The organism is Mesorhizobium sp. M2A.F.Ca.ET.043.05.1.1 (genome assembly GCF_003952445.1).
Taxonomy (GTDB): domain Bacteria; phylum Pseudomonadota; class Alphaproteobacteria; order Rhizobiales; family Rhizobiaceae; genus Mesorhizobium.
In genome coordinates, this window is sequence record NZ_CP034446.1 from 1,913,006 (window position 1) to 1,938,918 (window position 25,913).

Annotated in this window: 33 protein-coding genes; 1 reads left to right on the top strand and 32 read right to left on the bottom strand. The window is 63.2% G+C overall.

Going from position 1 to position 25,913, the window contains the following annotated elements; translation table 11 throughout:
- Positions 1–289 precede the first annotated feature (289 nt).
- Complete coding sequence (locus EJ069_RS09110; RefSeq protein ID WP_042642239.1) at positions 290–1,327, bottom strand: glutamine synthetase beta-grasp domain-containing protein; 1,038 nt, start codon at positions 1,325–1,327, stop codon at positions 290–292.
- A 309-nt stretch (positions 1,328–1,636) separates the two neighbouring features.
- Here EJ069_RS09110 and EJ069_RS09115 point away from each other — a divergent pair, with 309 nt between their 5' ends.
- The gene (locus tag EJ069_RS09115; RefSeq protein WP_126061017.1) at positions 1,637–1,828 is read left to right on the top strand and encodes a DUF2735 domain-containing protein; all 192 of its coding nucleotides are present in this window, start codon (positions 1,637–1,639) and stop codon (positions 1,826–1,828) included.
- Between the two features lie 182 nt (positions 1,829–2,010).
- On the opposite strand, the gene EJ069_RS09125 is transcribed toward EJ069_RS09115, so the two are convergent.
- The 31 genes from EJ069_RS09125 to rplV form a co-directional block, all read right to left on the bottom strand.
- Positions 2,011–3,900 carry an MFS transporter gene (locus tag EJ069_RS09125; RefSeq protein WP_126061018.1) on the bottom strand — a complete coding sequence of 630 codons (1,890 nt, stop codon included), beginning with the start codon at positions 3,898–3,900 and terminating at the stop codon, positions 2,011–2,013.
- 255 nt (positions 3,901–4,155) lie between these two features.
- Positions 4,156–4,947 (bottom strand): ATP12 family chaperone protein, encoded by a 792-nt coding sequence (locus EJ069_RS09130; protein WP_126061019.1) that lies wholly within the window; start codon positions 4,945–4,947, stop codon positions 4,156–4,158.
- 10 nt (positions 4,948–4,957) lie between these two features.
- Positions 4,958–5,833 (bottom strand): DMT family transporter, encoded by an 876-nt coding sequence (locus EJ069_RS09135; RefSeq protein ID WP_126064671.1) that lies wholly within the window; start codon positions 5,831–5,833, stop codon positions 4,958–4,960.
- Between the two features lie 43 nt (positions 5,834–5,876).
- Positions 5,877–6,857 (bottom strand): RluA family pseudouridine synthase, encoded by a 981-nt coding sequence (locus tag EJ069_RS09140; protein WP_126061020.1) that lies wholly within the window; start codon positions 6,855–6,857, stop codon positions 5,877–5,879.
- A gap of 121 nt (positions 6,858–6,978) precedes the next feature.
- Entirely contained in the window at positions 6,979–7,344 is a 366-nt protein-coding gene (locus EJ069_RS09145; RefSeq protein ID WP_126061021.1) for a DUF779 domain-containing protein, read from the bottom strand.
- A gap of 70 nt (positions 7,345–7,414) precedes the next feature.
- Positions 7,415–8,932, bottom strand: a complete 1,518-nt coding sequence (adh, locus tag EJ069_RS09150) for an aldehyde dehydrogenase (protein ID WP_126061022.1) — start codon at positions 8,930–8,932, stop codon at positions 7,415–7,417.
- A 143-nt stretch (positions 8,933–9,075) separates the two neighbouring features.
- Positions 9,076–10,044: a helix-turn-helix domain-containing protein gene (locus EJ069_RS09155; RefSeq protein WP_126061023.1), complete on the bottom strand. Its 969-nt coding sequence runs from the start codon at positions 10,042–10,044 to the stop codon at positions 9,076–9,078.
- Between the two features lie 169 nt (positions 10,045–10,213).
- A complete protein-coding gene (locus tag EJ069_RS09160; protein WP_189476248.1) occupies positions 10,214–11,041 on the bottom strand; it encodes an aspartyl/asparaginyl beta-hydroxylase domain-containing protein in 828 nt (275 codons plus the stop codon).
- 180 nt (positions 11,042–11,221) lie between these two features.
- Entirely contained in the window at positions 11,222–12,532 is a 1,311-nt protein-coding gene (locus tag EJ069_RS09165) for a replication-associated recombination protein A (protein WP_126061025.1), read from the bottom strand.
- A gap of 123 nt (positions 12,533–12,655) precedes the next feature.
- Positions 12,656–14,143 (bottom strand): DegQ family serine endoprotease, encoded by a 1,488-nt coding sequence (locus tag EJ069_RS09170; RefSeq protein WP_126061026.1) that lies wholly within the window; start codon positions 14,141–14,143, stop codon positions 12,656–12,658.
- Between the two features lie 193 nt (positions 14,144–14,336).
- The gene (gene rplQ, locus EJ069_RS09175) at positions 14,337–14,768 is read right to left on the bottom strand and encodes a 50S ribosomal protein L17 (RefSeq protein ID WP_042642218.1); all 432 of its coding nucleotides are present in this window, start codon (positions 14,766–14,768) and stop codon (positions 14,337–14,339) included.
- Positions 14,769–14,872: 104 nt separating this feature from the next.
- Positions 14,873–15,883: a DNA-directed RNA polymerase subunit alpha gene (locus EJ069_RS09180; RefSeq protein WP_040994640.1), complete on the bottom strand. Its 1,011-nt coding sequence runs from the start codon at positions 15,881–15,883 to the stop codon at positions 14,873–14,875.
- A 97-nt stretch (positions 15,884–15,980) separates the two neighbouring features.
- Positions 15,981–16,370, bottom strand: a complete 390-nt coding sequence (gene rpsK / locus EJ069_RS09185) for a 30S ribosomal protein S11 (protein WP_006205444.1) — start codon at positions 16,368–16,370, stop codon at positions 15,981–15,983.
- 124 nt (positions 16,371–16,494) lie between these two features.
- Positions 16,495–16,863 carry a 30S ribosomal protein S13 gene (rpsM, locus tag EJ069_RS09190; protein WP_027170351.1) on the bottom strand — a complete coding sequence of 123 codons (369 nt, stop codon included), beginning with the start codon at positions 16,861–16,863 and terminating at the stop codon, positions 16,495–16,497.
- Between the two features lie 206 nt (positions 16,864–17,069).
- Positions 17,070–17,660, bottom strand: a complete 591-nt coding sequence (locus tag EJ069_RS09195; protein ID WP_126061027.1) for an adenylate kinase — start codon at positions 17,658–17,660, stop codon at positions 17,070–17,072.
- Complete coding sequence (gene secY / locus EJ069_RS09200) at positions 17,657–18,997, bottom strand: preprotein translocase subunit SecY (RefSeq protein ID WP_126061028.1); 1,341 nt, start codon at positions 18,995–18,997, stop codon at positions 17,657–17,659. Before secY ends, EJ069_RS09195 begins: the two co-directional genes overlap by 4 nt.
- Before the next feature lie 257 nt (positions 18,998–19,254).
- Complete coding sequence (gene rplO, locus EJ069_RS09205) at positions 19,255–19,731, bottom strand: 50S ribosomal protein L15 (RefSeq protein WP_126061029.1); 477 nt, start codon at positions 19,729–19,731, stop codon at positions 19,255–19,257.
- A 22-nt stretch (positions 19,732–19,753) separates the two neighbouring features.
- Positions 19,754–19,951, bottom strand: coding sequence for a 50S ribosomal protein L30 (rpmD, locus tag EJ069_RS09210; RefSeq protein ID WP_027170355.1), 198 nt, complete (start codon positions 19,949–19,951; stop codon positions 19,754–19,756).
- Positions 19,952–19,976: 25 nt separating this feature from the next.
- A complete protein-coding gene (rpsE, locus tag EJ069_RS09215; RefSeq protein ID WP_027046810.1) occupies positions 19,977–20,546 on the bottom strand; it encodes a 30S ribosomal protein S5 in 570 nt (189 codons plus the stop codon).
- 128 nt (positions 20,547–20,674) lie between these two features.
- Positions 20,675–21,037: a 50S ribosomal protein L18 gene (gene rplR, locus EJ069_RS09220; protein ID WP_042642205.1), complete on the bottom strand. Its 363-nt coding sequence runs from the start codon at positions 21,035–21,037 to the stop codon at positions 20,675–20,677.
- Between the two features lie 136 nt (positions 21,038–21,173).
- Entirely contained in the window at positions 21,174–21,707 is a 534-nt protein-coding gene (gene rplF, locus EJ069_RS09225; RefSeq protein WP_042642203.1) for a 50S ribosomal protein L6, read from the bottom strand.
- Between the two features lie 90 nt (positions 21,708–21,797).
- Positions 21,798–22,196, bottom strand: a complete 399-nt coding sequence (gene rpsH / locus EJ069_RS09230) for a 30S ribosomal protein S8 (protein WP_042642201.1) — start codon at positions 22,194–22,196, stop codon at positions 21,798–21,800.
- A gap of 12 nt (positions 22,197–22,208) precedes the next feature.
- On the bottom strand, positions 22,209–22,514 hold the full coding sequence (gene rpsN / locus EJ069_RS09235; RefSeq protein ID WP_042642199.1) for a 30S ribosomal protein S14: 306 nt from the start codon (positions 22,512–22,514) through the stop codon (positions 22,209–22,211).
- Positions 22,515–22,540: 26 nt separating this feature from the next.
- The gene (rplE, locus tag EJ069_RS09240; protein WP_042642197.1) at positions 22,541–23,119 is read right to left on the bottom strand and encodes a 50S ribosomal protein L5; all 579 of its coding nucleotides are present in this window, start codon (positions 23,117–23,119) and stop codon (positions 22,541–22,543) included.
- On the bottom strand, positions 23,112–23,426 hold the full coding sequence (gene rplX / locus EJ069_RS09245; protein ID WP_040983021.1) for a 50S ribosomal protein L24: 315 nt from the start codon (positions 23,424–23,426) through the stop codon (positions 23,112–23,114). Before rplX ends, rplE begins: the two co-directional genes overlap by 8 nt.
- A 12-nt stretch (positions 23,427–23,438) precedes the next feature.
- Entirely contained in the window at positions 23,439–23,807 is a 369-nt protein-coding gene (rplN, locus tag EJ069_RS09250) for a 50S ribosomal protein L14 (RefSeq protein WP_006205457.1), read from the bottom strand.
- An 87-nt stretch (positions 23,808–23,894) separates the two neighbouring features.
- Positions 23,895–24,134 (bottom strand): 30S ribosomal protein S17, encoded by a 240-nt coding sequence (rpsQ, locus tag EJ069_RS09255; protein ID WP_042642192.1) that lies wholly within the window; start codon positions 24,132–24,134, stop codon positions 23,895–23,897.
- 4 nt (positions 24,135–24,138) lie between these two features.
- Positions 24,139–24,339, bottom strand: a complete 201-nt coding sequence (gene rpmC / locus EJ069_RS09260) for a 50S ribosomal protein L29 (RefSeq protein WP_042642190.1) — start codon at positions 24,337–24,339, stop codon at positions 24,139–24,141.
- A 12-nt stretch (positions 24,340–24,351) separates the two neighbouring features.
- Positions 24,352–24,765 (bottom strand): 50S ribosomal protein L16, encoded by a 414-nt coding sequence (gene rplP / locus EJ069_RS09265; RefSeq protein WP_040970378.1) that lies wholly within the window; start codon positions 24,763–24,765, stop codon positions 24,352–24,354.
- Positions 24,766–24,792: 27 nt separating this feature from the next.
- Positions 24,793–25,524, bottom strand: a complete 732-nt coding sequence (rpsC, locus tag EJ069_RS09270; protein ID WP_040983028.1) for a 30S ribosomal protein S3 — start codon at positions 25,522–25,524, stop codon at positions 24,793–24,795.
- Positions 25,524–25,913 carry a 50S ribosomal protein L22 gene (gene rplV / locus EJ069_RS09275; RefSeq protein ID WP_010909277.1) on the bottom strand — a complete coding sequence of 130 codons (390 nt, stop codon included), beginning with the start codon at positions 25,911–25,913 and terminating at the stop codon, positions 25,524–25,526. Before rplV ends, rpsC begins: the two co-directional genes overlap by 1 nt.

Below are 25,913 nucleotides of genomic sequence, written 5' to 3' on the forward strand. Positions count from 1 at the left end.
ACCCCGGCGTTTCGCCGGGGTTTTCGCATGGGCGGTCCATCGGAGGGCTGTCGCCTTTCCGCAAATCCATCGGAGCCATGCAGCATCCGGCCCGGTCCGCCGCTGCAGAAGCAGCAGTCATGCCAAAGTGGTCGCGGCGCTCAATCGCGTGGCGTTGCTGCCGCTGGCGGCGGCGGGAGGCAAAACATTCCCGCTGGTTGTTTGCATGCAAAAAAAGCCCCGGCGAAGAACGCCAGGGCTTTCGACAATTGAAACTTACGAGGCGCGGGCGAGGCCCGCCCCTCGATGATCAGGCGGCAGCCGAAACAGCGTCGGTCGAAACCTGGGAGATCGTCTTCAGGATCTGCGAAGCGATCTGGTAGGGGTCGCCCTGCGAGTTCGGGCGACGGTCTTCCAGATAGCCCTTGTAGTCGTTCTTGACGAAGGAGTGCGGCACGCGGATAGAAGCGCCGCGGTCGGCGACGCCATAGGAGAACTTGTTCCACGGCGCGGTCTCGTGCTTGCCGGTGAGGCGCTTGTCGTTGTCCGGACCGTAGACGGCGATGTGGTCCATCAGGTTCTTGTCGAACTGCGCCATCAGCGCCTCGAAATAGGCCTTGCCGCCGACTTCGCGCATATAGGCGGTGGAGAAGTTGGCGTGCATGCCCGAGCCGTTCCAGTCGGTATCACCCAGCGGCTTGCAGTGGAACTCGATGTCGATGCCGTATTTCTCGGTCAGGCGCAGCAGCAGGTAGCGAGCCATCCACATCTGGTCGGCGGCCTTCTTGGAACCCTTGCCGAAGATCTGGAATTCCCACTGGCCCTTCGCCACTTCGGCGTTGATGCCTTCATGGTTGATGCCGGCGGCGAGGCAGAGGTCGAGATGCTCCTCGACGATTGTGCGGGCGACATCGCCGACATTCTTGTAGCCGACGCCGGTGTAGTACGGGCCCTGCGGCGCCGGGTAGCCGCTCTCGGGGAAGCCGAGCGGACGGCCGTCCTTATAGAAGAAATACTCCTGCTCGAAGCCGAACCAGGCGCCCTCGTCGTCGAGGATGGTGGCGCGCTTGTTGGAGACATGCGGGGTCACGCCATCCGGCATCATGACTTCGCACATGACCAGCACGCCATTGGTGCGGGCCGGATCCGGGTACACGGCGACGGGCTTCAGCACGCAGTCGGAGCTGTGGCCCTCGGCCTGGTTGGTGGACGAGCCATCGAAGCCCCACAGCGGCAGCTGCTCGAGCGTCGGGAACTCGGCAAACTCCTTGATCTGGGTCTTGCCGCGCAGGCTGGGGGTCGGGACATATCCGTCGAGCCAGATATACTCGAGCTTGTATTTGGTCATTCCAGTGCCTCTCGTTGCTAGGACACCGCAAGCGGCGTCAACGCATGGCCGGGCTTGCCGGCCTGCCGATGGTTAAAAAGCAATTCGTATGCCACTCCGCCGTCGGCGGGTGCGGCAAAATGCTCAAAACAACACGTAGATTTTGCTTAGCCGCCCCAATAATGCGCTCGGATCGCTCAATCGATATTTCTGCACAAATAATTGGCAAATAATGATCTTTTTGTAGGCATATTGCCTAAATGAATCGCAGAACCTATCTTGGCTGCTAAGTTGAATCGGCAAGTCCCTAGACAAGCAAGGAGGTCGCCAATGCAGGTCATGCAACCGCGTCCGTCGGCAAAAATCCTGATGTTCCCGCTGGCAGGGCGCAAGTCTGCCTCAAATTTAGGCGCCAAGGCGAAATTCGCGGCAGAGCTTGCGACGCTTCGCGGCGAGCACTCCGACTTTGACGGCTGGTACCACGAAGCAGCCGTCGAGGAAGAAAATCAGCGCAAGAGCTGATCGCCCTTAAAGCGCGTCGCGCTGAAACGGATTCAGGCGACGCGCTTTAAGTCTTTGTTTTGATGCATGTCGTTGTCCCAGAACCGCTACGCACTTCTGAGCGACATGCATTAGGTTTTGTGGACGAAAAAGCCCGGCGCGATCGTTCGCGCCGGGCTTCCTTGTCGAGCAGATGGCCGAGGTCAGTCCTTGGCGTGCAAGTCGGTGCCGAGCGTGTCCCTGACGAAGATCATGCCGATGATGAGCGACATCGCCGCGATGATCACCGGGTACCAGAGGCCGTAGTAGATATCGCCCTTGTAGGCGCTGAGCGCGAACACGGTCGCGGGCAGCAGGCCGCCGAACCAGCCGTTGCCGATATGGTAAGGCAACGACATGCCGGTGTAGCGGATGCGGGTCGGGAACATCTCGACCAGGATCGCGGCGATCGGCCCGTAGACCATGGTCACGAACAGCACCAGGATGAACAGGATGCCGATCGTCATCGGCCAGTTGATGGCCGCCGGATCGGCGAACATGGCAAACGCGCCGCCGCCCGGTATGGTGTAGACCGTGACTTCCGTCGCGCCGGCCGCCTCGTCCTTGGTCAGGATCTTGTCGGCGACCGCCTGATCGGCCTTCACCGTCGCCTTCTCGCCGCCGCGAATGGCCGCGGCGTCCAGCTTCAGTTCCGGATTGGCCGCGATGAAGGCGTCGAGCTTCTGGTCCGCCACCTTGGCCGCGGCGCGCTTCAGCGGATAGCCGCCGTCCTTCAGCGCCATGTTCACCGCCTTCTGGAAAGCCCCCTCCTTGGCCTTGGCCTGATCGCCGGCGGCAACGGCGTCATAAGACTCCACCGTCTCGTTGCCGATCTTGACCGTGGCCGCAGTTCCAGGCGCGGCCGTCGTGACAACGTCGTATGGCACCGAGTTCTTGGTCAGGAACGAGGTCGCGATATCGCAGGATGTCGTGAACTTCGCCGTGCCGACCGGGTTGAACTGGAACCTGCAGTCGCCGGGCGCCGCCGTCACCGTCGCGCGGGTGTTCTGCTGGGCGGTGGCCAGAGCCGGGTTGGCGGCCGAGGTCAACGCCTTGAACAGCGGGAAGGTGCATACGATACCCAAGGCCAGTCCGGCCATGATGATCGGCTTGCGCCCGATCTTGTCGGACAGCCAGCCGAACACGACGAAGAAGATCGAGCCGATGGCAAGCGCTATGGCGATCATGATGTTGACCGACTGCGCGTCGACCTTCAACACGTTGGTGAGGAAGAAGAGAGCGTAGAACTGGCCGTTGTACCAGATCACGGCCTGGCCGGCGGTGAGGCCGAGCAGCGCCAGAAGGGCGATCTTGGCGTTCTTCCACTGGCCGAACGCCTCCGTCAGCGGCGCCTTGGAGCCCTTACCCTCGTCCTTCATACGCTGGAAGGTCGGCGACTCCGACAGCGACAGCCGAATCCAGACCGAAACGGCGAGCAGGATAAACGAGACGATGAAGGGTATGCGCCAGCCCCAGGACGCGTAAGTTTCCTTGCTGAGCGAACCCTGCACGATCAGGATGACGATGAGCGACAGGAACAGGCCGAGCGTCGCCGTGGTCTGGATCCATGAGGTGTAGTAACCACGGCGGTCGTCCGGCGCATGCTCGGCGACGTAAGTCGCGGCGCCGCCATATTCGCCGCCGAGCGCCAGGCCCTGCAGCATGCGCAGCCCGATCAGGATCACCGGCGCCGCGATGCCCCAGCTTGCGTAACCGGGCAGCAGGCCGACCAGGAAGGTCGACAGGCCCATGATCGTCATGGTGACGAGGAAGGTGTATTTGCGGCCGACGAGATCGCCAATGCGGCCGAACACGAGCGCGCCGAACGGGCGCACGAGGAAGCCGGCGGCAAAGGCCAGCAGCGCGAAGATGTTGCGCGTCGCCTCCGGAATCGCCGGGCTGAAGAAGGTCGAGCCGATGAAGGCGGCCAGCGAACCGTAGAGATAGAAATCATACCATTCGAAAACGGTGCCAAGCGATGAGGCGAAGATGACTTTCTTCTCCTCCCGCGTCATGCCGCGGCTGGTTCCGCCGGCGGCCGATGCCATTGCCATTTGTATATCCTCCCGTGAGATCCCGTCTGTCCTCGATGGCTGCACGCCGCACTCCTCCGAACGCAGACTCGAAAACACAGCCAACGAAGCAAAAAATGACAGAAATGACGGCCGAAAGGCACCGCGACGATGGGATTATGACTTTGGTATTAGGTGCGGTGCGAAAACGGCGTGCGCCTGCAGTGGCTCAACTCCGGCGGGTCACCGGTCCACTCCAGATTTGTTTGTCTTACGCAATTCCAGGCGGAATTGCTTTTAGCCTTGCAGTGCCTCGAGCAGGCTGACCGCCGCCATCATGTCGCGTTTGCGCGCCGAGCGGCGCGCGACTGCCTCCGCGTCCTGGCCCCAGTGCTCGATCTGCCAGTCCTCGTCGACATGCGCCGCTGCCCAAGCTTCCTCGGCGTCCAACTCGCCGAAATCCACGGCCAGCGCCAGCAGCGCCGAGCCGGTCAGCGCCGTCATGACATGGATGGCGGCCAGCCGCATCGGCTCGGAACGCTGGCCGAGAAGCGCGCCGAGGATGGCGATGGCCTCGCGCGGCTGCTCGACATGGATGACGCCTTCGGCAAGGTTGAAGCGCGCGCCGAGGCTGCTACGTGCCCAGTCCAGCACCGGATCCCACAGCTTGTTCTGACGATCGACCAGACCTTGCGGACCATCGGCGCGGTAGCAAAGCAGATCGGACGAAGCGAAGCGCAATACATCTTCCAGCACCGCCTGCGGGTCGGAGGCGACGCCGTCGATGGCGGTGTTGACGAGGCGCATGACGGGCATCGTCACGGGGTCGATGACCTCGGCCTGCGCGCTGAATTCGTCGGCCACGAGTGCCGCAGCCCTTTCGGTCGGCAACACCATCACGGCCTTGCCCGGCGTGCGCACCGGACGGCCGTCGAGACGAACGGCAAAGCCGTTTTCCACCGGGACAACCGAAACCTCCTTGTAGAAACGCTTCGGCAGCGGCGTCTTCATCTGGATCTGGGCGCGGCGCACGGGATCGGGATCGGAAAGCAGTTTTCCGGCTTCGAGGTCTTCGAGGATGTCGCGCATGTCGAACTCCCTAAACTGTTGGCTGCCTGCGCGCCGGCCGGTTGACGATGATGAGACCGGCGGCGATCAGGGCCAGAGCCAGGAATATCCTGGTCGTCGGCGCTTCACCAAGGACCACCGCGCCGCACAAGACGCCGAACACCGGCGACAGGAAGGCGAAGCTCGACAGACCGGACGCGGGGTAGCGCCGAAGCAGCCAGAACCACAATACATAGGTGAAGGCGACGATATAGAAAGACTGGAAGAGCAGCGCCAGCGTCGGCAAGGTTGCAACCGCGCGAATGGGCGGGCCGGCCAAGGGCATCACCAGGAAACCGACTATCGCCGCGCCGGCCAGTTGGTAGAGCAGCAGTTTCTCGGCGCTGGTCGCGACCAGTTTCGAGCGCTTGATGACGATGCTGGTCGCCGCCCAGAGAATGCCCGAGCTGAGACTGAGCAGATCGCCGGTCAGCGATGCGTCGCTGCGTTCGACGATGCCGTCGGAGAACACGGCCACCAGGCCGCAGAAGGCCAGGACAAGTCCACCGAGCTTGCGCGCGTTGATGTGCTCGCCGAGCAGGAAATGACCGCCGATCAGCACCCAGAACGGCATGGTGTTGACCAGCAGCGTGTTGCGGGCGACGGTCGTGTATTCGAGGCCGATATAGAGACACAGGAACTCGACGCCGAAAAGCACGCCGACGATAATGCCGGCGCCCAGCGTCCCATCCGCTTCGAACAGCTTGATGCCGCGCAACCGGCACCAGCCAAGCACGCAGGCTCCCCCGATGAGCGAACGGGCGATTGAGACGAAGACGGGATCGTAGCCTGCGTAGGAGATCTTGGCCGCGACGTAGTTCAGTCCCCACGAGAAGGTCAGCCCGACCATGATGGCCGCTGCCGCCATATCGACCGCGTCGCGGCGATCCAGTGCGGGCGCAACGGTCAATCTAGTCCTCCGCGCTCTGTTCGTCGAAGCCGAGCAGGTTCCAGCTTTGCCGCATATGCGGCGGCATCGGCGCCGTCACATCGATGACGCCCTGGTCCGGATGCGGGATGACGATGCGGCGGGCGTGCAGGTGCAGGCGGTTCTGGATGCCGCCCGGGAATTCCCAATTGGTATCGGCCTCGAAATATTTCGGATCGCCGATGATCGGGCAGCCGATATGGGCTGCGTGGACGCGAAGCTGGTGCGTGCGGCCGGTATAGGGCTCCATCTCCAGCCAGGACAGCGACTGCGCCGCCTGCTCGACGACGCGATAGTAGGAAACGGCATGGTCGGCGCCCTTCTCGCCATGCTTGGCGATGCGCACGCGGTCACCATCCGGTGTCGCCTCCTTGACCAGCCAGGTCGAGATCTTGTCCTCGCGCTTCGGCGGCACGCCCTTGACCAGCGCCCAATAGGTTTTCTTGGTCTCGCGCGCCCGGAACGCTTCGGAAAGCTTCATCGCGGCCAGACGGGTGCGGGCGACGACCAGCACGCCGGAGGTGTCGCGGTCGAGGCGGTGGACGAGGCGCGGCTTCTCGCCCTTCTGGTTGCGCCAGGCTTCCAGCATGTCGTCGACATTGCGGGTGACGCCCGAGCCGCCCTGTACCGCCAGGCCGGCCGGCTTGTTGAAGACGAAGACCTTCGGGTCCTCGTGCAGAAGCATCTTGGCGAGCACGTCGGCATCGCCCTGGTTGCGGATCGAGTGACCGGTGAGCGGCGCATCGCCTTTCTTGTCGATGTCGAGCGGCGGGATACGCACTGTCTGGCCAGGCTCTACGCGCGTGTCCGCCTTCGCCCTGCCGCCGTCGATACGGATCTGACCCGAGCGCAACAGCTTCTGCAGGTGACCAAAGCCGAGGCCCGGATAATGGACCTTGAACCAACGGTCGAGCCGCATGCCCGCCTCGCCGGCCTCCACCGTGATCTGTTCTACACCTGCCATGGATACGCTTTTCCGTTTGAAAGCGGCGCCATAGCACTAAGGCGAACAGGTTGCGAGCCAAAGGCCCAACAAAGCGCGGCGATTACCCCAATCACGGCCGATGGTGCGCTAGTCTGCTCGCTCAGTCGGCGGAAGATGACGGTGATACCGCGCAGACCGTCGAGCGCGTCAGGAAGCGCTTCTCGCGGCCATTGTCGAGCGAGAACATGCCGCCCCTGCCCTTCACCACGTCGATGATCAGGTCGGTGTGCTTCCAAACTTCATATTGCGAGGCGCTGATATAGACCGGCGTGCCGCCGATCTCGCCAAGCTTGACGTCATTGTCGCCGATCATGAACTCGCCGCGCGCATAGCACATCGGCGAGGATCCGTCGCAGCAGCCGCCGGACTGGTGAAAGAGCACCGGCCCGTGGTCGGCGATGATCTCGGCCAGCAGCGCCTTGGCTGCCGCCGTGGCCGAGACTTTGCCCAATGAAGCCCTGTCCATGGCAATCCTCCTATGTCGAAGGGAGGGCGCCGTCCGCGGCGCCCTCCCTTCCTCCTTCGCCCTGGGAGGATCAGAAGAAGCCGAGCTTCTTCGGGCTGTAGCTGACCAGCATGTTCTTGGTCTGCTGGTAGTGGTCGAGCATCATCTTGTGCGTCTCGCGGCCGATGCCGGACTGCTTATAGCCGCCGAAGGCGGCATGCGCCGGATAAGCGTGATAGCAGTTGGTCCAGACGCGGCCTGCCTGGATCGCGCGGCCGAAGCGGTAGCAGCGGTTCGCGTCGCGGCTCCAGATGCCGGCGCCGAGGCCGTACAGCGTGTCGTTGGCGATCGACAGCGCCTCGTCATCGTCCTTGAAGGTCGTCACCGACACCACCGGCCCGAAGATTTCTTCCTGGAAGATGCGCATCTTGTTGTGACCCTTGAAGACCGTCGGCTTCACGTAATAGCCGCCGGCAAGGTCGCCCGGCAGGTGGTTCTGCTCGCCGCCGGTCAGCACCTGGGCTCCCTCCTGGCGACCGATATCGAAGTAGGAGAGGATCTTTTCCAGCTGCTCGCTCGAAGCCTGCGCGCCGATCATCGTGGCCGGATCGAGTGGATCGCCCTGCACGATCGCCTCGACGCGCTTCAGCGCGCGCTCCATGAACTTGTCGTAGATCTTTTCATGCACCAGCGCGCGGCTGGGGCACGTGCAGACCTCGCCCTGGTTGAGCGCGAACATCACGAAGCCCTCGATCGCCTTGTCGAAGAAGTCGTCATCCTCGGCAACCACGTCCTGGAAGAAGATGTTGGGCGACTTGCCGCCGAGTTCCAGCGTCACCGGGATGAGGTTCTGCGAGGCATACTGCATGATCAGGCGGCCGGTCGTCGTCTCGCCGGTGAAGGCGATCTTGGCGATGCGGTTCGACGATGCCAGCGGCTTGCCAGCCTCGAGGCCGAAGCCATTGACGATGTTGAGCACGCCTTCCGGCAAAAGGTCGCCGATAAGGTCGGCCCACAGCATGATGGTGGCAGGCGTCTGCTCGGCCGGCTTCAGCACCACGCAATTGCCGGCGGCGAGCGCAGGCGCCAGCTTCCAGCAGGCCATCAGCAACGGGAAGTTCCAAGGGATGATCTGGCCGACGACACCCAGCGGCTCATGGAAATGATAGGCGACCGTGTCGTGGTCGATCTCCGAAAGGCTGCCCTCCTGGCTGCGAAGGACGCCGGCGAAATAGCGGAAGTGGTCGATGGCCAGAGGCAGGTCCGCCGCCGTCGTCTCGCGGATCGGCTTGCCGTTGTCCCACGTTTCGGCGAGCGCCAGCAGGTCGAGATTGTCTTCCATGCGGTCCGCAATGCGATTGAGGATCAAGGCGCGGGCCGCCGGACTGGTCTTGCCCCAGGCATCCTTCGCCTTGTGCGCGGCGTCGAGCGCGGCTTCGACGTCCTGTGCGTCGGACCTTGCGATCTCGCAAAGCGGCCGGCCGGTCACCGGCGAGATGTTGTCGAAGTATCTTCCGGCATGCGGGGCGACCCAGCGGCCACCGATGAAGTTGTCATAGCGCTTGGCGAAGGGGACCTTCGCCGCGCGTGAGAACTCAACCTTGTTCATTGTCTGCCTCCCAGCAAAAACGGCGTCACGGAATGTGGCGCGTCGCTGGAAACACTTGCGGATGCTCTTCAGCCTGTCATCCCCAGGCAAACGGATCGCGGCCGCCGAGTGTCGCAGAACTGCGACAGGTCAGGTTGCGTAAATCAATGCGGCCGGCGGATGCTGAAACGGGCGAGCTTGCGATGCAGCGTCGCGCGCGAGATGCCGAGGCTCTGCGCCGCAGCCGAGACATTGCCGCCGGTGCGCGCCATCGCGCGCTGCAGCACGCTTCGCTCGGCATCGTCGAGGTCCTCCCGGGCCCTGGCCGGGTCCCCGAGTATGTCCGCGGCGAGCAGGCCCTTGGCCAGGCCTTCCGACGTTATGCCGAGAGCAAGCCGCGCCGAGCGTGTCGCGCCGATCACAAGGTCGTCGGCGTCGACGGCGATCAACGCGCCGGCGCTGCGCTCGGCAACCGGCGCAAGCAGGATGCGGACATTGGAATAGACCATACGGAAATTCTCGGCCTCGATACGGCGCGCGGCGTCGCCCACCGCGACCGAGATGAGCTGGACGAAGCCTTCCGTGAGGTCGGAGCGGCAGGACGATACGTCGAGCGCGGCCGCCAGGTTGCCTTCATGGTCAAAGACGGGAGCCGTGGTGCAGCTCATCAGCGTGTTGCGCGAAAAGAAATGCTGGTCGCGATGGATGGTGAGCGGCCGCTGATCGGCGAGACAGGTGCCGATGCCGTTGGTTCCCTCACTGTCTTCGCTCCAGACCGTGCCGATCCACAGGCCCCATTCGTCGAAGGTCTCGTCGTCGGCGACCGCGCCGCGGCGCTCGACGGGGATGCCGTCGCGGTCGGCCAGCATCACGCAGCAACCGACCCCGCCGACCGCCTGATAGAGCCGGTTGAGGCTTGTCTCGGCGGCGCGGATCATCCGTTCCATGCGCTGCCGTGCCTGCCGCAATTCGGCTTCGGTCAGCCGCCTTGGCGCCTTACGCTCAGCCGGATCGAGGCGATGCAGTTGAAGGGAACGCCGCCACGAGGCGACCAACGCCGAATGCGCCGCATCGCTTCTGGCGATCGAAGCCTGGACGAAATCCGCATGACCGGCTGCTTGCCGCCCGCTCAAACCTATCCTCCCAGCGAGCGGACCTCCTTCCGCCCGTCGTTATATCCTTGTGGATATATCCGATGGAAGAGTTGTAACGGTTGCAGCGGATCGGCGCTATAGGACGTTGGTTTAAGAGCATCGAGGCCCGGCCGAGCAGGCCGAGCCAGGAGATTGAAGAGGCCCAGAATCAGTTGGCAGTGGCCTTAGGCTTGGACGAGCCGATCATCTTCCAGTTCTTGTAGAAGACCGAATTGATGCGCTCCACGCTGACCGAGACGATGGCGAGAAGGCCCGCGATCAGTTTTGGGAATGGAGACGGCCTGATGATGTCGACGAAGACGCAGTAGCGGCGGCCGTCATATTCGTTGACCGAGCGGTGGAACAGCGTGTCGTCAAAGATGAACAGAGGGTTGTCGTACCAGTAGTTCTTCTTGCTGCCGCACTGGACGAAGATCTCCGCCTGCACCGGGATCAGATTGTAGAGGATGCGCAGGCTGAGGCGGAGCGGACCGAAATGCCAGGACGTGGATTCGCGCTTGCTGAAAACGGATACGGCGATCGTCTTGATGTATTTGTAGTCCTTGTTGAATTCGGGAACGTTGTCGATCTTGTGCTTGCCGTACCACTGATAGACATACATGCCGCGCCGGCCTGCGCCGAAATTGGCGTCGATGTCGGCGATGATCTCGTCCTTGCGGGCCTTGAAGACACCCAGGACCTCGCTGATCTCGCGCTGATAGTCCTCGGGGAACTGCTCGGGCTTCCAGACGCCGGGGTTGCGGTAGCAGAGAAGGTCGACAATCAGGTTGAACGGCGACAGCAGCCAGGTGAACAGGCCGTTGCCGAGGAAGTAGCGCTCGAACAGGTTTCGGTTCTTCTGATCGTTGCGCATGACGTCGATCAGGCCGCAGACGACCCAGATCGCGGTCAGGATCGGGATGAAGTAGAAGGCGAGCGCGAGAACCACGACCGCGATGGCGGCCTTGCGGAGCGACTTGACGGTTTGCTTTTTCATTGCCATTCGCGCGGGAAGGCGCGATCCTGTTCCATGGGACAAAATCACGGCGACCCCCGCCAGCCGTGCGTCTTGATAGGATTTTTTGTTTCCCGGCACAATGCCGTCGCGTGGGCTCGAGGGGTCTCTCGGCGCAAATATTTGGAGCGAGCTACTCCACTTCAGCCATGGCCGCACAACTCAGCTGTTCCGTTCGGCGCGCAGCTTCGCCCAGTATTCCAGCCGCTTGCGGATGTCGCGCTCGAAACCGCGTTCCGGCGGATCGTAAAAAGTGTGCCGGCCCATCTTCTCCGGGAAATAGTCCTGGCCCGAAAAGGCGTCCGGCTCGTCATGGTCGTAGCGATAGCCGGCGCCGTAATCCTCCTGCTTCATCAGCTTGGTCGGCGCGTTGAGGATGTGCTTGGGCGGCAGCAGCGAGCCGAACTCCTTGGCGGCCGCGGTCGCAGCCTTGAAGGCGGTATAAACGGCGTTCGATTTCGGCGCGGTGGCGAGATAGACGGTGGCCTGCGCGAAGGCGAGCTCGCCCTCGGGCGAGCCTAGATAGTCATAGGCGTCCTTGGCCGCGTTGGCGACGACAAGCGCCTGAGGATCGGCGAGCCCGATATCCTCCACCGCCATGCGCACCAGCCGGCGGCCGAGATAGAGCGGATCCTCGCCGGCATCGAACATGCGGGCGAGGTAATAAAGGGCGGCATCCGGATCGGAGCCGCGTACCGACTTATGCAGCGCCGAGATCAGGTTGTAATGGCCGTCCTGGCCCTTGTCGTAGATCGGCGCGCGGCGCTGGATGACGCGCTGCAGGCCCTCGGGGCCGAAGACCTCGCCTTTCTTGGCGGCGCGCCAGACTTCCTCGGCCAGCGTCAGCGAGGCGCGGCCGTCGCCGTCCGCCATGCGGATCAGCATCGCGCGCGCCTCGTCGTCGAGCGGCAGCGCCCTGCCCTCGGTTTCTTCCGCCCGCGCCAGAAGCTTGGCGATGCTTTCCTCGCCCAGAGAACGGAACACCAGCACGCGCGCTCGCGACAGAAGCGCCGCGTTCAGCTCGAAGGACGGGTTCTCCGTGGTGGCGCCAACCAGCACCACGGTGCCGTCTTCCATCACCGGAAGGAAGCCGTCCTGCTGGGCGCGGTTGAAACGATGGATCTCGTCGACGAAGAGCAGCGTCTGGCGGCCATTGGCGCGCCTGAGTTTCGCCGCCTCGAACACCTTCTTGAGGTCCGCGACGCCGGAAAACACCGCCGAGATCTGCTCGAAGGCGAGATTGGTCTCGCCTGCGAGCAGCCGCGCCACCGTCGTCTTGCCGGTGCCGGGGGGACCCCAGAAGATCATGGAGCCGAGCGAACCGGAATCGATCAGCCTGGTCAGCGCGCCGTCGGGGCCGGTCAGATGCTCCTGGCCGACGACCTCGCCGAGGTTTTTGGGGCGCAACCGGTCGGCCAGCGGCCGCCCGGGCGGCGCTTTCTCCGGCTCATCGGAACTGAACAGATCGGCCATGCAAGTCTTTTGTTGAAACGCGAGCCAGCTCTCTTGAGAGCATGATCTTGTCCAAACACCGGTTCCCACTTTTTTCCAAGCGGACCTTCGGTTCGGGATCATGCCTTAGATGGGCAGACCGCCTCAATAACGCAACACCTGGCGCAGTATCTGCCCGCCGCGTTCGACGGTAAAGCGCCACCAGCGCGTGTCCTGCTGGGCAATTTGCGCCAGCGTCGCCGCGGTGTCGATGCTGGTGCCGTTCACCTCGCGCACGATATCGCCGGGCTGGAAGCCGAAATCGGCGGCCGGCGAATCGCGGCTGATATCGATGACGGTGACGCCCTTGAGGTCGGTGCGAAGGCCAAGCCGCTGGGCAAGCCTGGGCGACAGCTCCGCGACCTTGGCGCCGGCGAAGGGACTGCGGCCGCGCAAGGTGACCTCGCTGGGCTTGGCGCCTTCCGGCGCGCGCTCCAGCGGGATTTCCAGCGTCGCCTGCTGGCCCTTGCTCAGCACGCCGAAGGTCGCCTTGGTGCCGATCGACAGCGTCGCCATGCGATAGTCGAGCGCCTCGATGCTTTCGACGGGCGTGTTGTTGAGCGACAGAATGACGTCGCCGGGCTTCAGGCCGGCCTTGCCGGCGGGCCCGGAACCTTCGACCGATGAAACCAGTGCGCCAGTCGGCTTCTCCAAGCCGAGCGATTCGGCGATCTGCGGCGTCACCAGTTCGAATTCCGCGCCGATATAGGGTCGCTCGAAGAAGTCGAGCCCGGCCTTGGCGGCGTCGGCAAAGGCGCGCACCATGTTCGAGGGAATGGCGAAGCCGATGCCGATCGAGCCGCCGCTGCGGCTGTAGATGGCCGTGTTGATGCCGACCAGCTGGCCGCCCATGTTGATCAGCGCGCCGCCGGAATTGCCGGGATTGATGGCGGCGTCGGTCTGGATGAAATAGCCCGAATCCGAAACGCCGATATGGCTGCGGGCAAGCGCCGAGACAATGCCGCTGGTGGTGGTCTGACCGACGCCGAACGGATTACCGATGGCGAGCACGAGGTCGCCGACCTCAAGCGCGTCGGAATCGCCGATGGCGATCACCGGGAACGGCTTGTCGGCCGAAATCTTGAGCACGGCGAGATCGAGCGTCTCGTCCTTGAGCATGACCTTGGAGGTGAACTCGCGCCCATCCGCCGTCGCGACCTTGACCTCATCGGCGTCCTTGATGACATGGTAATTGGTCACGATGACGCCGCTCGGATCGACCAGCACGCCCGAGCCCAGCGAGGACTGCGCGCGCGGCTGGGCGCGGCCGAAGAACTCCTCGAAGAAGGGATCGCCCTCGAAAGGCGACGTCACCTTGGCGGTCTGCGAGGCATAGACATTGACCACGGCAGGCGCCGTCTGCTTGACCAGCGGCGCGAAGGAGAGCTGCACCTCCTCGCGGCCGAACGGCACCCGCTTGTCGGGGCCGGACGTGCCGTTCTCGCCTTCGACGCCATGCAACAGGTCGGTCAGCACATCGGAGAGGCCCGGATCCGCCGGCTTGGCGGCATCCTCGGCAAAAGCCTGTCTTGCGGCCGGTGCCACGGCGAAGACGGCCAGCGCGGCAACAAGAAACAGTCGTTTGAGGCGCATTTTCGAATCCCTCCAGATCGGGCGCCATTGTCCCGACGATTGTGCAAAATGAAAGGCTAATGCACACAAATGCGACACTTGTCGCGCAAAAGCATGAGCCTGTACGTTAAATTCGGCTCGCTCGGATCAAGCCGCTCCAAATGCAAAAAAGGGGCCCGAAGGCCCCTTGAAGTCATTGAGGAAAACGCAGGCCTCAGGCGGCCGCGGCTTCCTCATTGGCGCCCTCTGCCTCAAGGCGAGCGCGGTCGGCGGCGCCCTTGGCCGAGGTGTCGCGGTCGACGAATTCGATGACCGCCATGGCAGCGTTGTCGCCCTTGCGGAAGCCCGCTTTCATGATGCGCAGGTAGCCGCCGTTGCGGGTAGCGTAGCGCGGAGCGAGGGTCTCGAACAGGCGCTTCACGACCGGCTCGTTGCCGATCTGAGCGATGACCTGACGACGTGCGTGCAGGTCGCCGCGCTTGCCGAGCGTGACGAGCTTCTCGACGATCGGACGCAGGTCCTTCGCCTTCGGCAGGGTGGTGACGATCTGCTCGTGCTCGATCAGAGACACGGCGAGATTGGCGAACATCGACTTGCGGTGGCTTACGCTGCGGGCGAAGCGACGGCCTTTGAAACCGTGGCGCATGGCTCTTTTCCTTCTTCAGTTGTTCAAGAGGCCACGGCCTCTGATGGTTTTCCGCATGACCGTCGGATCGAGCGGCTTTCGCCGCCGATCCTTGGAATTCATGCTCAATATTGGTCTTCGTAACGTTTTGCGAGGTCTTCGATGTTTTCCGGCGGCCAGTCCGGCACTTCCATGCCGAGGTGCAGGCCCATGGCCGCCAGCACTTCCTTGATCTCGTTCAGCGACTTGCGGCCGAAGTTCGGGGTGCGCAGCATCTCGGCTTCGGTCTTCTGGATCAGGTCGCCGATATAGACGATGTTGTCGTTCTTCAGGCAGTTGGCCGAACGCACCGAAAGCTCGAGCTCGTCGACCTTCTTGAGCAGCGCCGGGTTGAAGGCGAGCTCGGTGACGGCTTCGGTCGCGACTTCCTTCTGCGGCTCGTCGAAGTTGACGAACAGCGCGAGCTGGTCCTGCAGGATGCGGGCGGCGAAAGCGACCGCGTCCTCGCCCGAGATCGAGCCGTTGGTCTCGATGGTCATGGTCAGCTTGTCATAGTCGAGCACCTGGCCCTCGCGGGTGTTCTCGACCTTGTAGGAGACCTTCTTGACCGGCGAGTAGAGCGAGTCGACCGGGATCAGGCCGATCGGCGCGTCCTCGGCGCGGTTGCGCTCGGCCGGCACATAGCCCTTGCCGGTGTCGACCGTGAACTCCATGCGGATCTCGGCGCCCTCGTCCAGCGTGCAGATGACGTGGTCGGGGTTGAGGATCTCGACGTCGCCCACGGTCTGGATGTCGCCGGCGAGTACCGCGCCCGGGCCCTGCTTGCGCACGACCATGCGCTTGGGACCATCGCCTTCCATGCGGATGGCGATTTCCTTGATGTTGAGCACGATGTCGGTCACGTCCTCGCGCACGCCGGCGATGGACGAGAATTCATGCAGCACACCGTCGATCTGCACGGCGGTGACAGCCGCGCCGCGCAGCGAAGACAGAAGCACGCGCCGCAGCGCGTTGCCCAGCGTCAGGCCAAAACCGCGCTCGAGCGGCTCGGCCACCAGCGTGGTCAGCGTCTTCTTCTTCGACGAGAACTCGATCTTGTTCGGCTTGATCAGTTCCTGCCAGTTTTTCTGGATCATAAATGTCTTCCTTCCTTTGCCCCGCCACCATCCAATCGTGGCGGGCGACACGGAAAACCGCGGAGGAACCCTGTGGCGCTCGCGCGGCGCTTAAAAATCAGACGCGGCGCTTCTTGCGCGGACGGCAACCATTGTGCGGGATCGGCGTCACGTCGCGGATCGAGGTGATGGTGAAGCCGGCCGCCTGCAGCGCGCGAAGGGCCGATTCACGGCCGGAGCCGGGTCCGCAGACCTCGACCTCGAGCATGCGCATGCCGTGTTCCTGGGCCTTCTTGGCGACGTCCTCGGCAGCCATCTGGGCGGCGAACGGGGTCGACTTGCGCGAACCCTTGAACCCTTGCGCACCGGCCGACGACCAGGCAATCGAATTGCCCTGCGCGTCGGTGATGGTGATCATGGTGTTGTTGAAGGTCGAATTGACGTGGGCAACGCCCGACGAGATGTTCTTGCGTTCGCGACGGCGAACACGAGCGGCTTCCTTGGCCATGGTAGTCCTTTCAGTTGATCTCTACACCGCCGTAATGCCAGCGGCTCCACCTTGGGAAGCGAGTAGGGAGCAGTGAGTTGCGAATAGAACCCTACTCGCTAATGACTGCTCGCTATTCGCTCAATTACTTCTTCTTGCCGGCGATCGCCTTGGCCGGGCCCTTGCGGGTGCGCGCGTTGGTGTGCGTGCGCTGGCCGCGGACGGGCAGTGAGCGGCGGTGACGCAGGCCACGGTAGCAGCCGAGGTCCATGAGCCGCTTGATGTTCATCGAGACTTCGCGGCGCAGGTCGCCTTCGACCTGGTAGTCGCGGTCGATCGTCTCGCGGATCTGCAGCACTTCCGCGTCGGTCAGCTGGTTGACGCGGCGGTCCGCCGGAATGCCGACCTTGTCGACGATCTCCTGGGCAAACTTCTTGCCGATACCGTGAATGTACTGAAGCGCGATGACGACGCGCTTGTTGGTCGGAATGTTGACGCCGGCTATACGAGCCATGTTCTTCTCTTTCTCCATGTAGGCCGGACGAGCCGGCGTTCAAGTTACCCCGCGTCCGGTGGAGGCCGGCCCTTGCGGGAGTTTCCTGGTTCAAAGCGGATGCCTTGCCCGCAAGGGCAAGCAAAGTCCATGCCTGATAGGAAGACGGGCCGCCATACCCCAACGGCCCGTTCCCGTCAAGCGCAATCTTCAATTGTCGGCGCGAGCTATTTCGCCGCGGCCGCGAGCACCTTGCCGATCTCGTCGGTCACGGCATCGATACTGGCCATGCCATCGACCGTCTTGAGCTTGCCTTTGGCGTAGTAGTAGCCGGTCAGCGGCGCCGTCTTCTTGTAATATTCGCGAAGGCGTTCCTCGAACACCGCCGGGTTGTCGTCCTTGCGCACCGGCTGGCCGGCGGCCTTGGCATCCTCGGCGCGCTTGACGATTCGGCCGACCAGCGCCTTGTCGTCGACGACAAGCTCGATGACGGTGTCGAGCGCGATGCCGCGCTCGGCAAGCATGGCCTCGACCGCATCCGCCTGGACCAGCGTGCGCGGGTAGCCATCGAGGATGAAGCCCCTGGCGCAATCCGGCTGATCGATGCGCTCGGCGACGATGGCGTTGACGATCGCGTCCGAGACCAGCTCGCCGGCATCCATCACCGCCTTGGCACGCTTGCCGACCTCGGTTCCGGCCTGGACGGCGGCACGCAGCATGTCCCCCGTCGAGAGCTGTGGGATGCCGTGTTTTTCTACCAGTCTTTGTGCTTGCGTCCCCTTGCCCGCCCCCGGCGGCCCAAGCAATATCAGCCTCATCTGCTCCTCTTCCCCCCACGCAACTTCGACTTCTTGATCAGGCCCTCATACTGGTGCGCGATCAGGTGACCCTGAATCTGCGCCACCGTGTCGAGCGTGACACTGACCACGATCAGAAGCGATGTGCCACCGAGGTAGAAAGGTACGCCAGTCGCTGAGATCAGGAATTCCGGCAGCAGACAGACCAGCACCAGGTAGATGGCGCCGATGACGGTGATACGCGTCAGAACATAGTCGATATATTCGGCGGTGCGTTCGCCTGGACGATAGCCCGGGATGAAGCCGGAATGCTTCTTGAGCTGGTCGGCCGTGTCCTTCGGGTTGAAAACGATCGCCGTGTAGAAGAAGGCAAAGAAGACGATCATGCCCGCATAGAAGATCATGTAGAGCGGCTGGCCGTGGCCGAGCGAGGCGAGGATCGTGCTTGCCCAGGCAGGCAGGTTGGTCGCCTGCGAGAAGCCCGCGACGGTTGCCGGCAGAAGCAGCAACGAGGACGCAAAGATCGGCGGGATGACGCCCGAAGTGTTGAGCTTCAGCGGCAGATGCGAGGTATCGCCCTGGAACATGCGGTTGCCGACCTGGCGCTTCGGATACTGGATGAGCAAGCGGCGCTGCGCGCGCTCGAAGAAGACGATGAGCGCGATGACGATGATGGCCAGCACGATGATCGCGAGGATGAGGCCCGTCGACAGCGCGCCGGTGCGGCCGAGCTCCAGCGTGCCGGAGATCGCCCGCGGCAGGCCGGCGACGATGCCGGAGAAGATGATCAGCGAAATGCCGTTGCCGATGCCGCGCGCGGTGATCTGCTCGCCGAGCCACATCAGGAACATGGTGCCGCCGACCAGCGTGACGACGGTCGAGATGCGGAAGAACATGCCGGGATCGTTGACGATGCCGTTGCCGCCTTCGAGACCGATCGAAATGCCGTAGGCCTGGATCAGCGCCAGGAGCACGGTGCCGTAGCGCGTGTATTGGTTGATGATCTTGCGGCCCTGCTCGCCTTCCTTCTTCAGCGCTTCCAGCGACGGGATGACCGAGGTCATCAGCTGCATGATGATGGAGGCGGAGATGTAGGGCATGATGCCCAGCGCGAAGATCGCCATGCGCTGCACGGCGCCGCCGGCGAACATGTTGAACATGCCCAGCACGCCCTTGCTCTGCGAGGAGAAAGCCTGGGCGAAAGCGTCGGGATTGATGCCGGGAAGCGGGATGTAGGTGCCGAGGCGGTAGACGAGCAGCGCGCCGATGGTGAACCAGATGCGCTTCTTGAGGTCCTCGGCCTTGGCGAAGGCCGCGAAATTCAGATTGGAGGCTAGTTGTTCAGCAGCCGAAGCCATGCCTGATTCTCCGCTAGAGCATGATGCCGAAAAGTGTGGAGCGGTTTTCGGACAACATCCTGCTCTACTTCATTGATTTCCGTGTCACGCTCGACGCCCCCAGCTCAGGCGGCGCGTGTCACCGAAGCTCACGAGATAAGCTCCGGACCTTAAACATGCAAGCGGCCGCGTTGACGCGGCCGCCCAATTCATCTGGTCAAAGCGCGGTTCGAGGGAAAATGCGAAGTCATCCCGGTCGGCCGCGCTTCAAATCGCCGTTACTCGGCGGCGGCGGCCGCTTCCGGCAGCTTCACCGAACCGCCGGCCTTCTCGATCTTCTCGATCGCGGCCTTGGAAGCGCCGGCGACGTCGAAGGAGAGCTTGGCCTTGAGCTCGCCGTCGGACAGCACGCGCACGCCGTCCTTGGCGCGGCGGATGACGCCGGCGGCAACCAGGGCCTCGGCCGTCACGGCCGCCTTGGCGTCGAGCTTCTTGGCGTCGATCGCCGCCTGGATCTTGGCCAGCGACACGACCGCGAAGCTCTTGCCGAACAGGTTGTTGAAGCCGCGCTTCGGCAGGCGCCGATAGAGCGGCATCTGGCCGCCCTCGAAGCCGTTGATGGCAACGCCCGAACGGGCCTTCTGACCCTTGACGCCGCGACCAGCGGTCTTGCCCGAGCCGGAGCCGATGCCGCGACCGAGGCGCTTCCTGGAATGCGTGGCGCCGTCCTTGTCACGCAGATCGTTGAGTTTCATCATTCTTCTCCTGCGCTTCCGTTCAGGCCTCGTCCACGACGCGGACGAGGTGCTGGACGGCGGCGATCATGCCGCGCACGGAAGGGGTGTCTTCCAGCGTGCGCCGCTTGTGCATCTTGTTCAGGCCGAGGCCGACCAGCGTCGCGCGCTGCTCCTTCGGCCGGCGGATCGGGGAGCCGATCTGCTCGACGGTGATGGTCTTGGTAGCTTTCTTGGCCATGGTCGAAATCCCTGGTCAGCGTCGACTATTCTTCAGCCGCAACGGCGGTGCCGCGGCGGGCCTGAAGGGTCGAGTACTTGATGCCGCGCGCGGCAGCCACATCCTTCGGATGCATCTGGCTCTTCAGCGCGTCGAAGGTGGCGCGAACCATGTTGTAGGGGTTCGACGAACCCATCGACTTGGCGACCACGTCATGCATGCCGAGCGTCTCGAAGACGGCGCGCATCGGACCGCCCGCGATGATGCCGGTACCCTGCTTGGCGGCGCGCAGCAGAACGCGTCCGGCGCCCCAGCGGCCTTCGACGTCGTGATGCAGCGTGCGGCCCGAACGCAGCGGCACGAAGATCATGTCGCGCTTGGCCGATTCGGTCGCCTTGCGGATGGCTTCCGGCACTTCGCGCGCCTTGCCGTGGCCGAAGCCGACGCGGCCCTTCTGGTCGCCGACTACGACGAGAGCGGCAAAGCCGAAACGACGGCCGCCCTTCACCACCTTGGCGACGCGGTTGATGTGGACGAGCTTGTCCACCATGCCGTCGTCACGCTCTTCACGTTCACGCTCGCGGCCGCGGCCGCCTTCTCTACGTTCCTGTGCCATATCCTAGTCCTTGTTCTTTTCCGGAAGCACGGGTTGCTGTTTGCCGATGCCGCTTTGGGTCATCAGCGGCGAACTTTTTCCTTTGCATGATCTTGTCCGAAAAGTCTGCAACTTTTCGGGATCATGCATTAGAAGCTCAGCCCGCCTTCGCGGGCAGCTTCGGCCAGCGCCTTGACGCGGCCGTGATAGATGTACGGGCCGCGGTCGAAGACGACTTCCTTGACGCCGGCCTTCGAAGCGCGCTCGGCGATCAGCTTGCCGACCGCAGCGGCGGCGGCGGTGTCGGCGCCGGTCTTGAGCGAACCCTTGAGGTCCTTCTCGAGCGTCGAGGCGGCAGCCAGCGTGTGGCCGTTGGCATCGTCGATGACCTGGACGTAGATGTTCTTCGAGGTGCGGTGCACCGAAAGCCGCGGACGCGCGCCGGCGACCTTCTTCAGCTGACGGCGGACGCGCTGCGCGCGGCGCTGGATAGTTTCCTTGGGGCTTGCCATAATGTCAGTTCCTTGCCTTCAGAAAACGGGGGCAACCCTGTGCGGTAGGCTAGGCCTCCCGCGGCCGCTCCCCGCGGCGTTACACTTCTCAAGCCAGGCCCCGTCCGAAAGTCCGCGACTTTCCGGGCCGAGCCCATTACTTCTTCTTGCCTTCCTTGCGCACGATGCGCTCGTCGGCATAGCGCACGCCCTTGCCCTTGTACGGCTCCGGACCGCGATACTCGCGGATCTCGGCGGCGACCTGGCCGACCTGCTGCTTGTCGATGCCCGAGACCGTGATCTCGGTCGGCTTCGGCACCGTGATGGTGATGCCCTGAGGCGTCTCGTAGACGACGTCGTGGCTGAAGCCAAGCGCGAGCTGCAGGTTCTTGCCCTGCAACGCCGCACGATAGCCGACGCCGGTGATCTCGAGCTTCTTCTCGAAGCCATCCTTCACGCCCTGCAGGATGTTGACGATCTGCGTGCGCGACATGCCCCACTTGGAGCGTGCGGTCTTGGTCTGGTCGCGCGGCTCGACGGAGATCTCGTTGTTCTCCATCTTGACCAGCACTTCGTCGTTGACCACGAACTTCAGCTCGCCCTTCGGGCCCTTCGCCGTCACGGTCTGGCCGTTGACGGATGCGGTCACGCCCTGCGGCAGCGAAACGGGTTTCTTTCCGATACGAGACATTTTGTTGTCCTCGTCACTTCTTTCGTTTCAGGTTCCAGTTCCCGGGCGCGATCCCGAGAACCGAAGCCCATTCATCAATCTCTTGGCCGATCAGAAGATCTGGCAGAGGATCTCGCCGCCGACATTCTGCTCACGCGCCTCATGGTCGGCCATGACGCCCTTCGGCGTCGAAAGGATGGCGATGCCGAGGCCGTTTGCGACCTGCGGGATCGACTTGGCCGAGACATAGACGCGGCGGCCGGGCTTCGAGACGCGCTCGATTTCGCGCACGACCGGAGCGCCGTCGAAATACTTCAGCTCGATCTCAATTTCGGACTTGCCGTTTTCGAAATCGGTCTGGCTGTAGTCGCGGATATAGCCTTCCGACTTCAGCACTTCGAGGACGCGGGCGCGCAGACGCGAGGCCGGGGTCGAGACGCTCGACTTCTTGCGGCCGTAGGCGTTGCGGATGCGGGTCAGCATATCGCCGAGAGGATCGCTCAATGACATCTCAGTGTCTCCTTACCAGCTCGACTTGACCAGGCCCGGGATCTGGCCGGTGTTGCCCAGATCGCGAAGCGCGATACGCGAAAGCTTCAGCTTGCGATAGTAGGCACGCGGACGGCCCGTGACTTCGCAACGGTTGCGGATGCGGATCTTGGCCGAGTTGCGCGGCAGCGCCGACAGCTTCAACTGGGCGCGGAAACGCTCTTCCATCGGCTTGGACTGATCCATGATGATGGCCTTGAGCGCCGTGCGCTTGGCGGCGTACTGGTCGGCGAGCTTGCGGCGCCGGTTGTTCTTCTCGACTGAGCTGGTCTTTGCCATTTCAGATTTTTCCTTTTTCGCTGCCGTTACTGGCGGAAGGGGAAGTTGAAAGCCTTGAGCAGAGCCCTGGCTTCGTCATCCGTCTTCGCCGTCGTACAAACGATGACGTCCATGCCCCAGACCTGATCAACCTTGTCGTAGTTGATCTCCGGGAACACGATGTGTTCCTTGATGCCCATGGCGTAGTTGCCACGGCCGTCAAAGCTCTTCGGGTTCAGTCCGCGGAAGTCGCGAACGCGCGGCAGCGCGATGTTCACGAGGCGGTCGAGGAACTCGTACATGCGTTCCTTGCGCAGCGTGACCTTGGCGCCGATCGGCATGTTCTCACGCACCTTGAAGCCGGCAATCGAGTTGCGGGCACGGGTGACGACGGCCTTCTGGCCGGCGATCAGCGCGAGATCCTCGGCCGCGACCGAGGGCTTCTTGGAATCGGCGGTTGCTTCGCCGACACCCATGTTCAGCACGATCTTGTCGATGCGCGGAACCTGCATCTCGTTGTCGTAGCCGAACTGCTCCTGCAGCGCCTTGCGGATAGTCTCTTGATAGACCTTCTTGAGGCGCGGCTCGTTCTTGGCAGCCGCCTGCTTGGTTTCAGCCTTAGCCATTGATGACTTCTCCCGAGCGCTTGGCGACGCGCACCTTCTTGCCGTCCTTCTGGATGGTGAAGCCGACGCGGGTCGGCTTGCCGTCCTTGGGGTCGGCCAGCGCGATGTTCGACAGGTGGATCGGCGCTTCCTTGGTGATGATCCCGCCCTCTTGGGACTGGGTCTGCTTCTGGTGACGGCGAATGAGGTTCACGCCGCGGACGACCGCGGTGTCTTCCTTCGGCTGCACCGACAGGACTTCGCCCGAACGGCCCTTGTCCTTGCCGGCAAGCACGACGACCTTGTCGCCTTTTCTGATCTTTTGCATTGGTCCGGCTCCTTACAGCACTTCAGGCGCGAGCGAGATGATCTTCATGTGGTTCTTGGCGCGCAGCTCGCGCGGAACCGGTCCGAAGATACGGGTGCCGATCGGCTCTTTCTTATTGTCGACGAGAACGGCCGCGTTCTTGTCGAAACGGATCACGCTGCCGTCCGGACGGCGGATGTCCTTGGCCGTGCGAACCACGACCGCCTTCATCACATCGCCCTTCTTAACGCGGCCGCGCGGAATGGCTTCCTTGATCGACACCACGATGATGTCGCCGACGGAGGCATACTTCCGCTTCGAGCCGCCCAGCACCTTGATGCACATGACACGACGGGCGCCGGAATTGTCCGCGACGTCGAGGTTTGTTTGCATCTGAATCATGACTGGCCGCCTTCTTCTTTTCTAACGGGACAGGCGCGCGACGCCCCTCCCCGGTCTGTCCAAAATTCGTTTGTTTACGCCCAAAGATCAGGCTTGGTCCGAGGTAACCACGACCCAGCGCTTGTCCTTCGAAATCGGCTTCGATTCCTGGATGAACACCTGGTCGCCGACCTTGTGGGCGTTGTTCTCGTCGTGCGCCTTGTACTTCTTGGTCATGCGCACGGTCTTCTTCATCACCGGATGCGTGAAGCGACGCTCGACCTTGACGACAACCGTCTTCTCGTTCTTGTCGCTGACGACGGTGCCCTGCAGGATACGCTTCGGCATGGTCTTAACCCTTCTTGGCCGCGGCTTTTTCCGCGGCGATGGTCTTGATGCGCGCGATGTCCTTGCGGACCTGCTTCACGCGCGCGGTCTTTTCGAGCTGGCCGGTAGCCTTCTGGAAGCGCAGGTTGAACTGCTCCTTCTTCAGCGCGGCCAGGTCGTCGGTCAGCTGATCCTGGGTCTTGGTCCGGATGTCTTCGGCTTTCATGATCGCCTGTCCTTATTCTGCGATGCGCTGCACGAAGCGCGTCTTGACCGAGAGCTTGGCGGCGCCGAGACGCAGCGCCTCACGCGCGGTCTCCTCGCTGACGCCGTCGATCTCGAACATGATGCGGCCGGGCTTCACGCGCGCCGCCCAATAGTCGACGCCGCCCTTGCCCTTACCCATGCGGACTTCGGTCGGCTTCGAGGTGACCGGCAGGTCCGGGAACACCCGGATCCAGACGCGGCCGGCGCGCTTCATCTCGCGGGTGATCGCGCGGCGGGCCGCCTCGATCTCGCGCGCGGTGACGCGGTTCGGCTCAAGCGCCTTCAGCCCGAAACCGCCGAAATCCAGGTTGGTGCCGCCCTTGGCGGTACCGTGGATACGGCCCTTGAACTGCTTGCGGAACTTTGTGCGCTTTGGCTGCAGCATCGTTCTAACTCCAAATTCTCAAATGTCTCAGGCGTTCTCGCGACGACGGCCGCGTTCGCGCTCGCCACCAGCACCGCCGCCATGCGCGGCATCGCCTTCGGTTGCACGGCGCTCGGAAGCCATCGGGTCGTGCTCGAGGATCTCTCCCTTGAACACCCACACCTTGACGCCGCAGATGCCGTAAGCCGTGTTTGCCTCGGCCGTGCCGTAATCGACATCGGCGCGCAACGTGTGCAGCGGCACGCGGCCTTCACGGTACCACTCCATGCGCGCGATTTCGGCGCCGCCGAGACGGCCGGAGCAGTTGATGCGGATGCCTTCGGCGCCGAGACGCATGGCCGACTGAACGGCGCGCTTCATGGCGCGGCGGAACGCGATGCGGCGCTCGAGCTGCTGAGCGATCGACTGGGCGATCAGCGTGGCGTCGATTTCCGGCTTGCGCACTTCAACGATGTTGAGGTGCGTCTCGGACTTCGTCATCTCGGTCAGCTTCTTGCGCAGCTTCTCGATGTCGGCGCCCTTCTTGCCGATGATCAGACCCGGACGCGCAGCGTGGATGGTGACGCGGCACTTCTTGTGCGGACGCTCGATCACGACCTTGGAGATCGCGGCCTGCTTGAGCTCCTTCTCGAGATACTTGCGGATCTTGAGGTCCTCATGCAGCAGCTGGCCGTACTCGCCGGTGTTCGCGAACCAGCGCGAATCCCAGGTGCGGTTGATGCCGAGACGCAGCCCGATCGGATTGACTTTCTGGCCCATTATGCGGCCTCCCCTTTTTCCTCGACTTCACGAACGACGATCGTGAGGTGCGAGAACGGCTTTTCGATACGGCTGGCGCGACCGCGGCCACGAGCGTGGAAACGCTTCATGACGATCGACTTGCCGACATAGGCTTCCGCCACGACGAGCGCGTCGACATCGAGGTCGTGATTGTTTTCCGCGTTGGCGATCGCCGATTCCAGCGTCTTCTTGACCGTGCCGGAAATCCGCTTGGCCGAGAATTCGAGGTCGGAAAGCGCTGTCGCGACCTTCTTGCCGCGGATCAGCGCGGCAACAAGGTTCAGCTTCTGCGGGCTGATACGGATCGTGCGCAGAACGGCACGCGCCTCGTTATCAGCAAGCCTGCGCGGAGCTTTGGCCTTGCCCAT

Coding starts and splice junctions, on each gene's coding strand:
- rpsE (WP_027046810.1), bottom strand. CDS start 20,546: ATGGCACAGGAACGTAGAGAAGGCGGCCGCGGCCGCGAGCGTGAACGT.
- EJ069_RS09125 (WP_126061018.1), bottom strand. CDS start 3,900: ATGGCAATGGCATCGGCCGCCGGCGGAACCAGCCGCGGCATGACGCGG.
- rpsN (WP_042642199.1), bottom strand. CDS start 22,514: ATGGCAAAGACCAGCTCAGTCGAGAAGAACAACCGGCGCCGCAAGCTC.
- rpsK (WP_006205444.1), bottom strand. CDS start 16,370: ATGGCCAAGGAAGCCGCTCGTGTTCGCCGTCGCGAACGCAAGAACATC.
- rpsQ (WP_042642192.1), bottom strand. CDS start 24,134: ATGCCGAAGCGTATCCTGCAGGGCACCGTCGTCAGCGACAAGAACGAG.
- secY (WP_126061028.1), bottom strand. CDS start 18,997: ATGGCTTCGGCTGCTGAACAACTAGCCTCCAATCTGAATTTCGCGGCC.
- rplO (WP_126061029.1), bottom strand. CDS start 19,731: ATGAAACTCAACGATCTGCGTGACAAGGACGGCGCCACGCATTCCAGG.
- adh (WP_126061022.1), bottom strand. CDS start 8,932: ATGAACAAGGTTGAGTTCTCACGCGCGGCGAAGGTCCCCTTCGCCAAG.
- rpsM (WP_027170351.1), bottom strand. CDS start 16,863: ATGGCTCGTATAGCCGGCGTCAACATTCCGACCAACAAGCGCGTCGTC.
- rpsH (WP_042642201.1), bottom strand. CDS start 22,196: ATGTCATTGAGCGATCCTCTCGGCGATATGCTGACCCGCATCCGCAAC.
- rplF (WP_042642203.1), bottom strand. CDS start 21,707: ATGTCTCGTATCGGAAAGAAACCCGTTTCGCTGCCGCAGGGCGTGACC.
- rplR (WP_042642205.1), bottom strand. CDS start 21,037: ATGGCAAGCCCCAAGGAAACTATCCAGCGCCGCGCGCAGCGCGTCCGC.
- EJ069_RS09110 (WP_042642239.1), bottom strand. CDS start 1,327: ATGACCAAATACAAGCTCGAGTATATCTGGCTCGACGGATATGTCCCG.
- EJ069_RS09145 (WP_126061021.1), bottom strand. CDS start 7,344: ATGGACAGGGCTTCATTGGGCAAAGTCTCGGCCACGGCGGCAGCCAAG.
- rplQ (WP_042642218.1), bottom strand. CDS start 14,768: ATGCGCCACGGTTTCAAAGGCCGTCGCTTCGCCCGCAGCGTAAGCCAC.
- rpsC (WP_040983028.1), bottom strand. CDS start 25,524: ATGGGCCAGAAAGTCAATCCGATCGGGCTGCGTCTCGGCATCAACCGC.
- rpmC (WP_042642190.1), bottom strand. CDS start 24,339: ATGAAAGCCGAAGACATCCGGACCAAGACCCAGGATCAGCTGACCGAC.
- EJ069_RS09115 (WP_126061017.1), top strand. CDS start 1,637: ATGCAGGTCATGCAACCGCGTCCGTCGGCAAAAATCCTGATGTTCCCG.
- rplN (WP_006205457.1), bottom strand. CDS start 23,807: ATGATTCAGATGCAAACAAACCTCGACGTCGCGGACAATTCCGGCGCC.
- EJ069_RS09140 (WP_126061020.1), bottom strand. CDS start 6,857: ATGGCAGGTGTAGAACAGATCACGGTGGAGGCCGGCGAGGCGGGCATG.
- EJ069_RS09165 (WP_126061025.1), bottom strand. CDS start 12,532: ATGGCCGATCTGTTCAGTTCCGATGAGCCGGAGAAAGCGCCGCCCGGG.
- rplE (WP_042642197.1), bottom strand. CDS start 23,119: ATGGCTAAGGCTGAAACCAAGCAGGCGGCTGCCAAGAACGAGCCGCGC.
- EJ069_RS09160 (WP_189476248.1), bottom strand. CDS start 11,041: ATGAAAAAGCAAACCGTCAAGTCGCTCCGCAAGGCCGCCATCGCGGTC.
- EJ069_RS09195 (WP_126061027.1), bottom strand. CDS start 17,660: ATGAGGCTGATATTGCTTGGGCCGCCGGGGGCGGGCAAGGGGACGCAA.
- EJ069_RS09135 (WP_126064671.1), bottom strand. CDS start 5,833: ATGGCGGCAGCGGCCATCATGGTCGGGCTGACCTTCTCGTGGGGACTG.
- rplP (WP_040970378.1), bottom strand. CDS start 24,765: ATGCTGCAGCCAAAGCGCACAAAGTTCCGCAAGCAGTTCAAGGGCCGT.
- EJ069_RS09180 (WP_040994640.1), bottom strand. CDS start 15,883: ATGATCCAGAAAAACTGGCAGGAACTGATCAAGCCGAACAAGATCGAG.
- EJ069_RS09130 (WP_126061019.1), bottom strand. CDS start 4,947: ATGCGCGACATCCTCGAAGACCTCGAAGCCGGAAAACTGCTTTCCGAT.
- EJ069_RS09170 (WP_126061026.1), bottom strand. CDS start 14,143: ATGCGCCTCAAACGACTGTTTCTTGTTGCCGCGCTGGCCGTCTTCGCC.
- rplX (WP_040983021.1), bottom strand. CDS start 23,426: ATGCAAAAGATCAGAAAAGGCGACAAGGTCGTCGTGCTTGCCGGCAAG.
- rpmD (WP_027170355.1), bottom strand. CDS start 19,951: ATGGCCAAGAAAGCTACCAAGACCATCACCGTCGAGCAGATCGGCTCC.
- rplV (WP_010909277.1), bottom strand. CDS start 25,913: ATGGGCAAGGCCAAAGCTCCGCGCAGGCTTGCTGATAACGAGGCGCGT.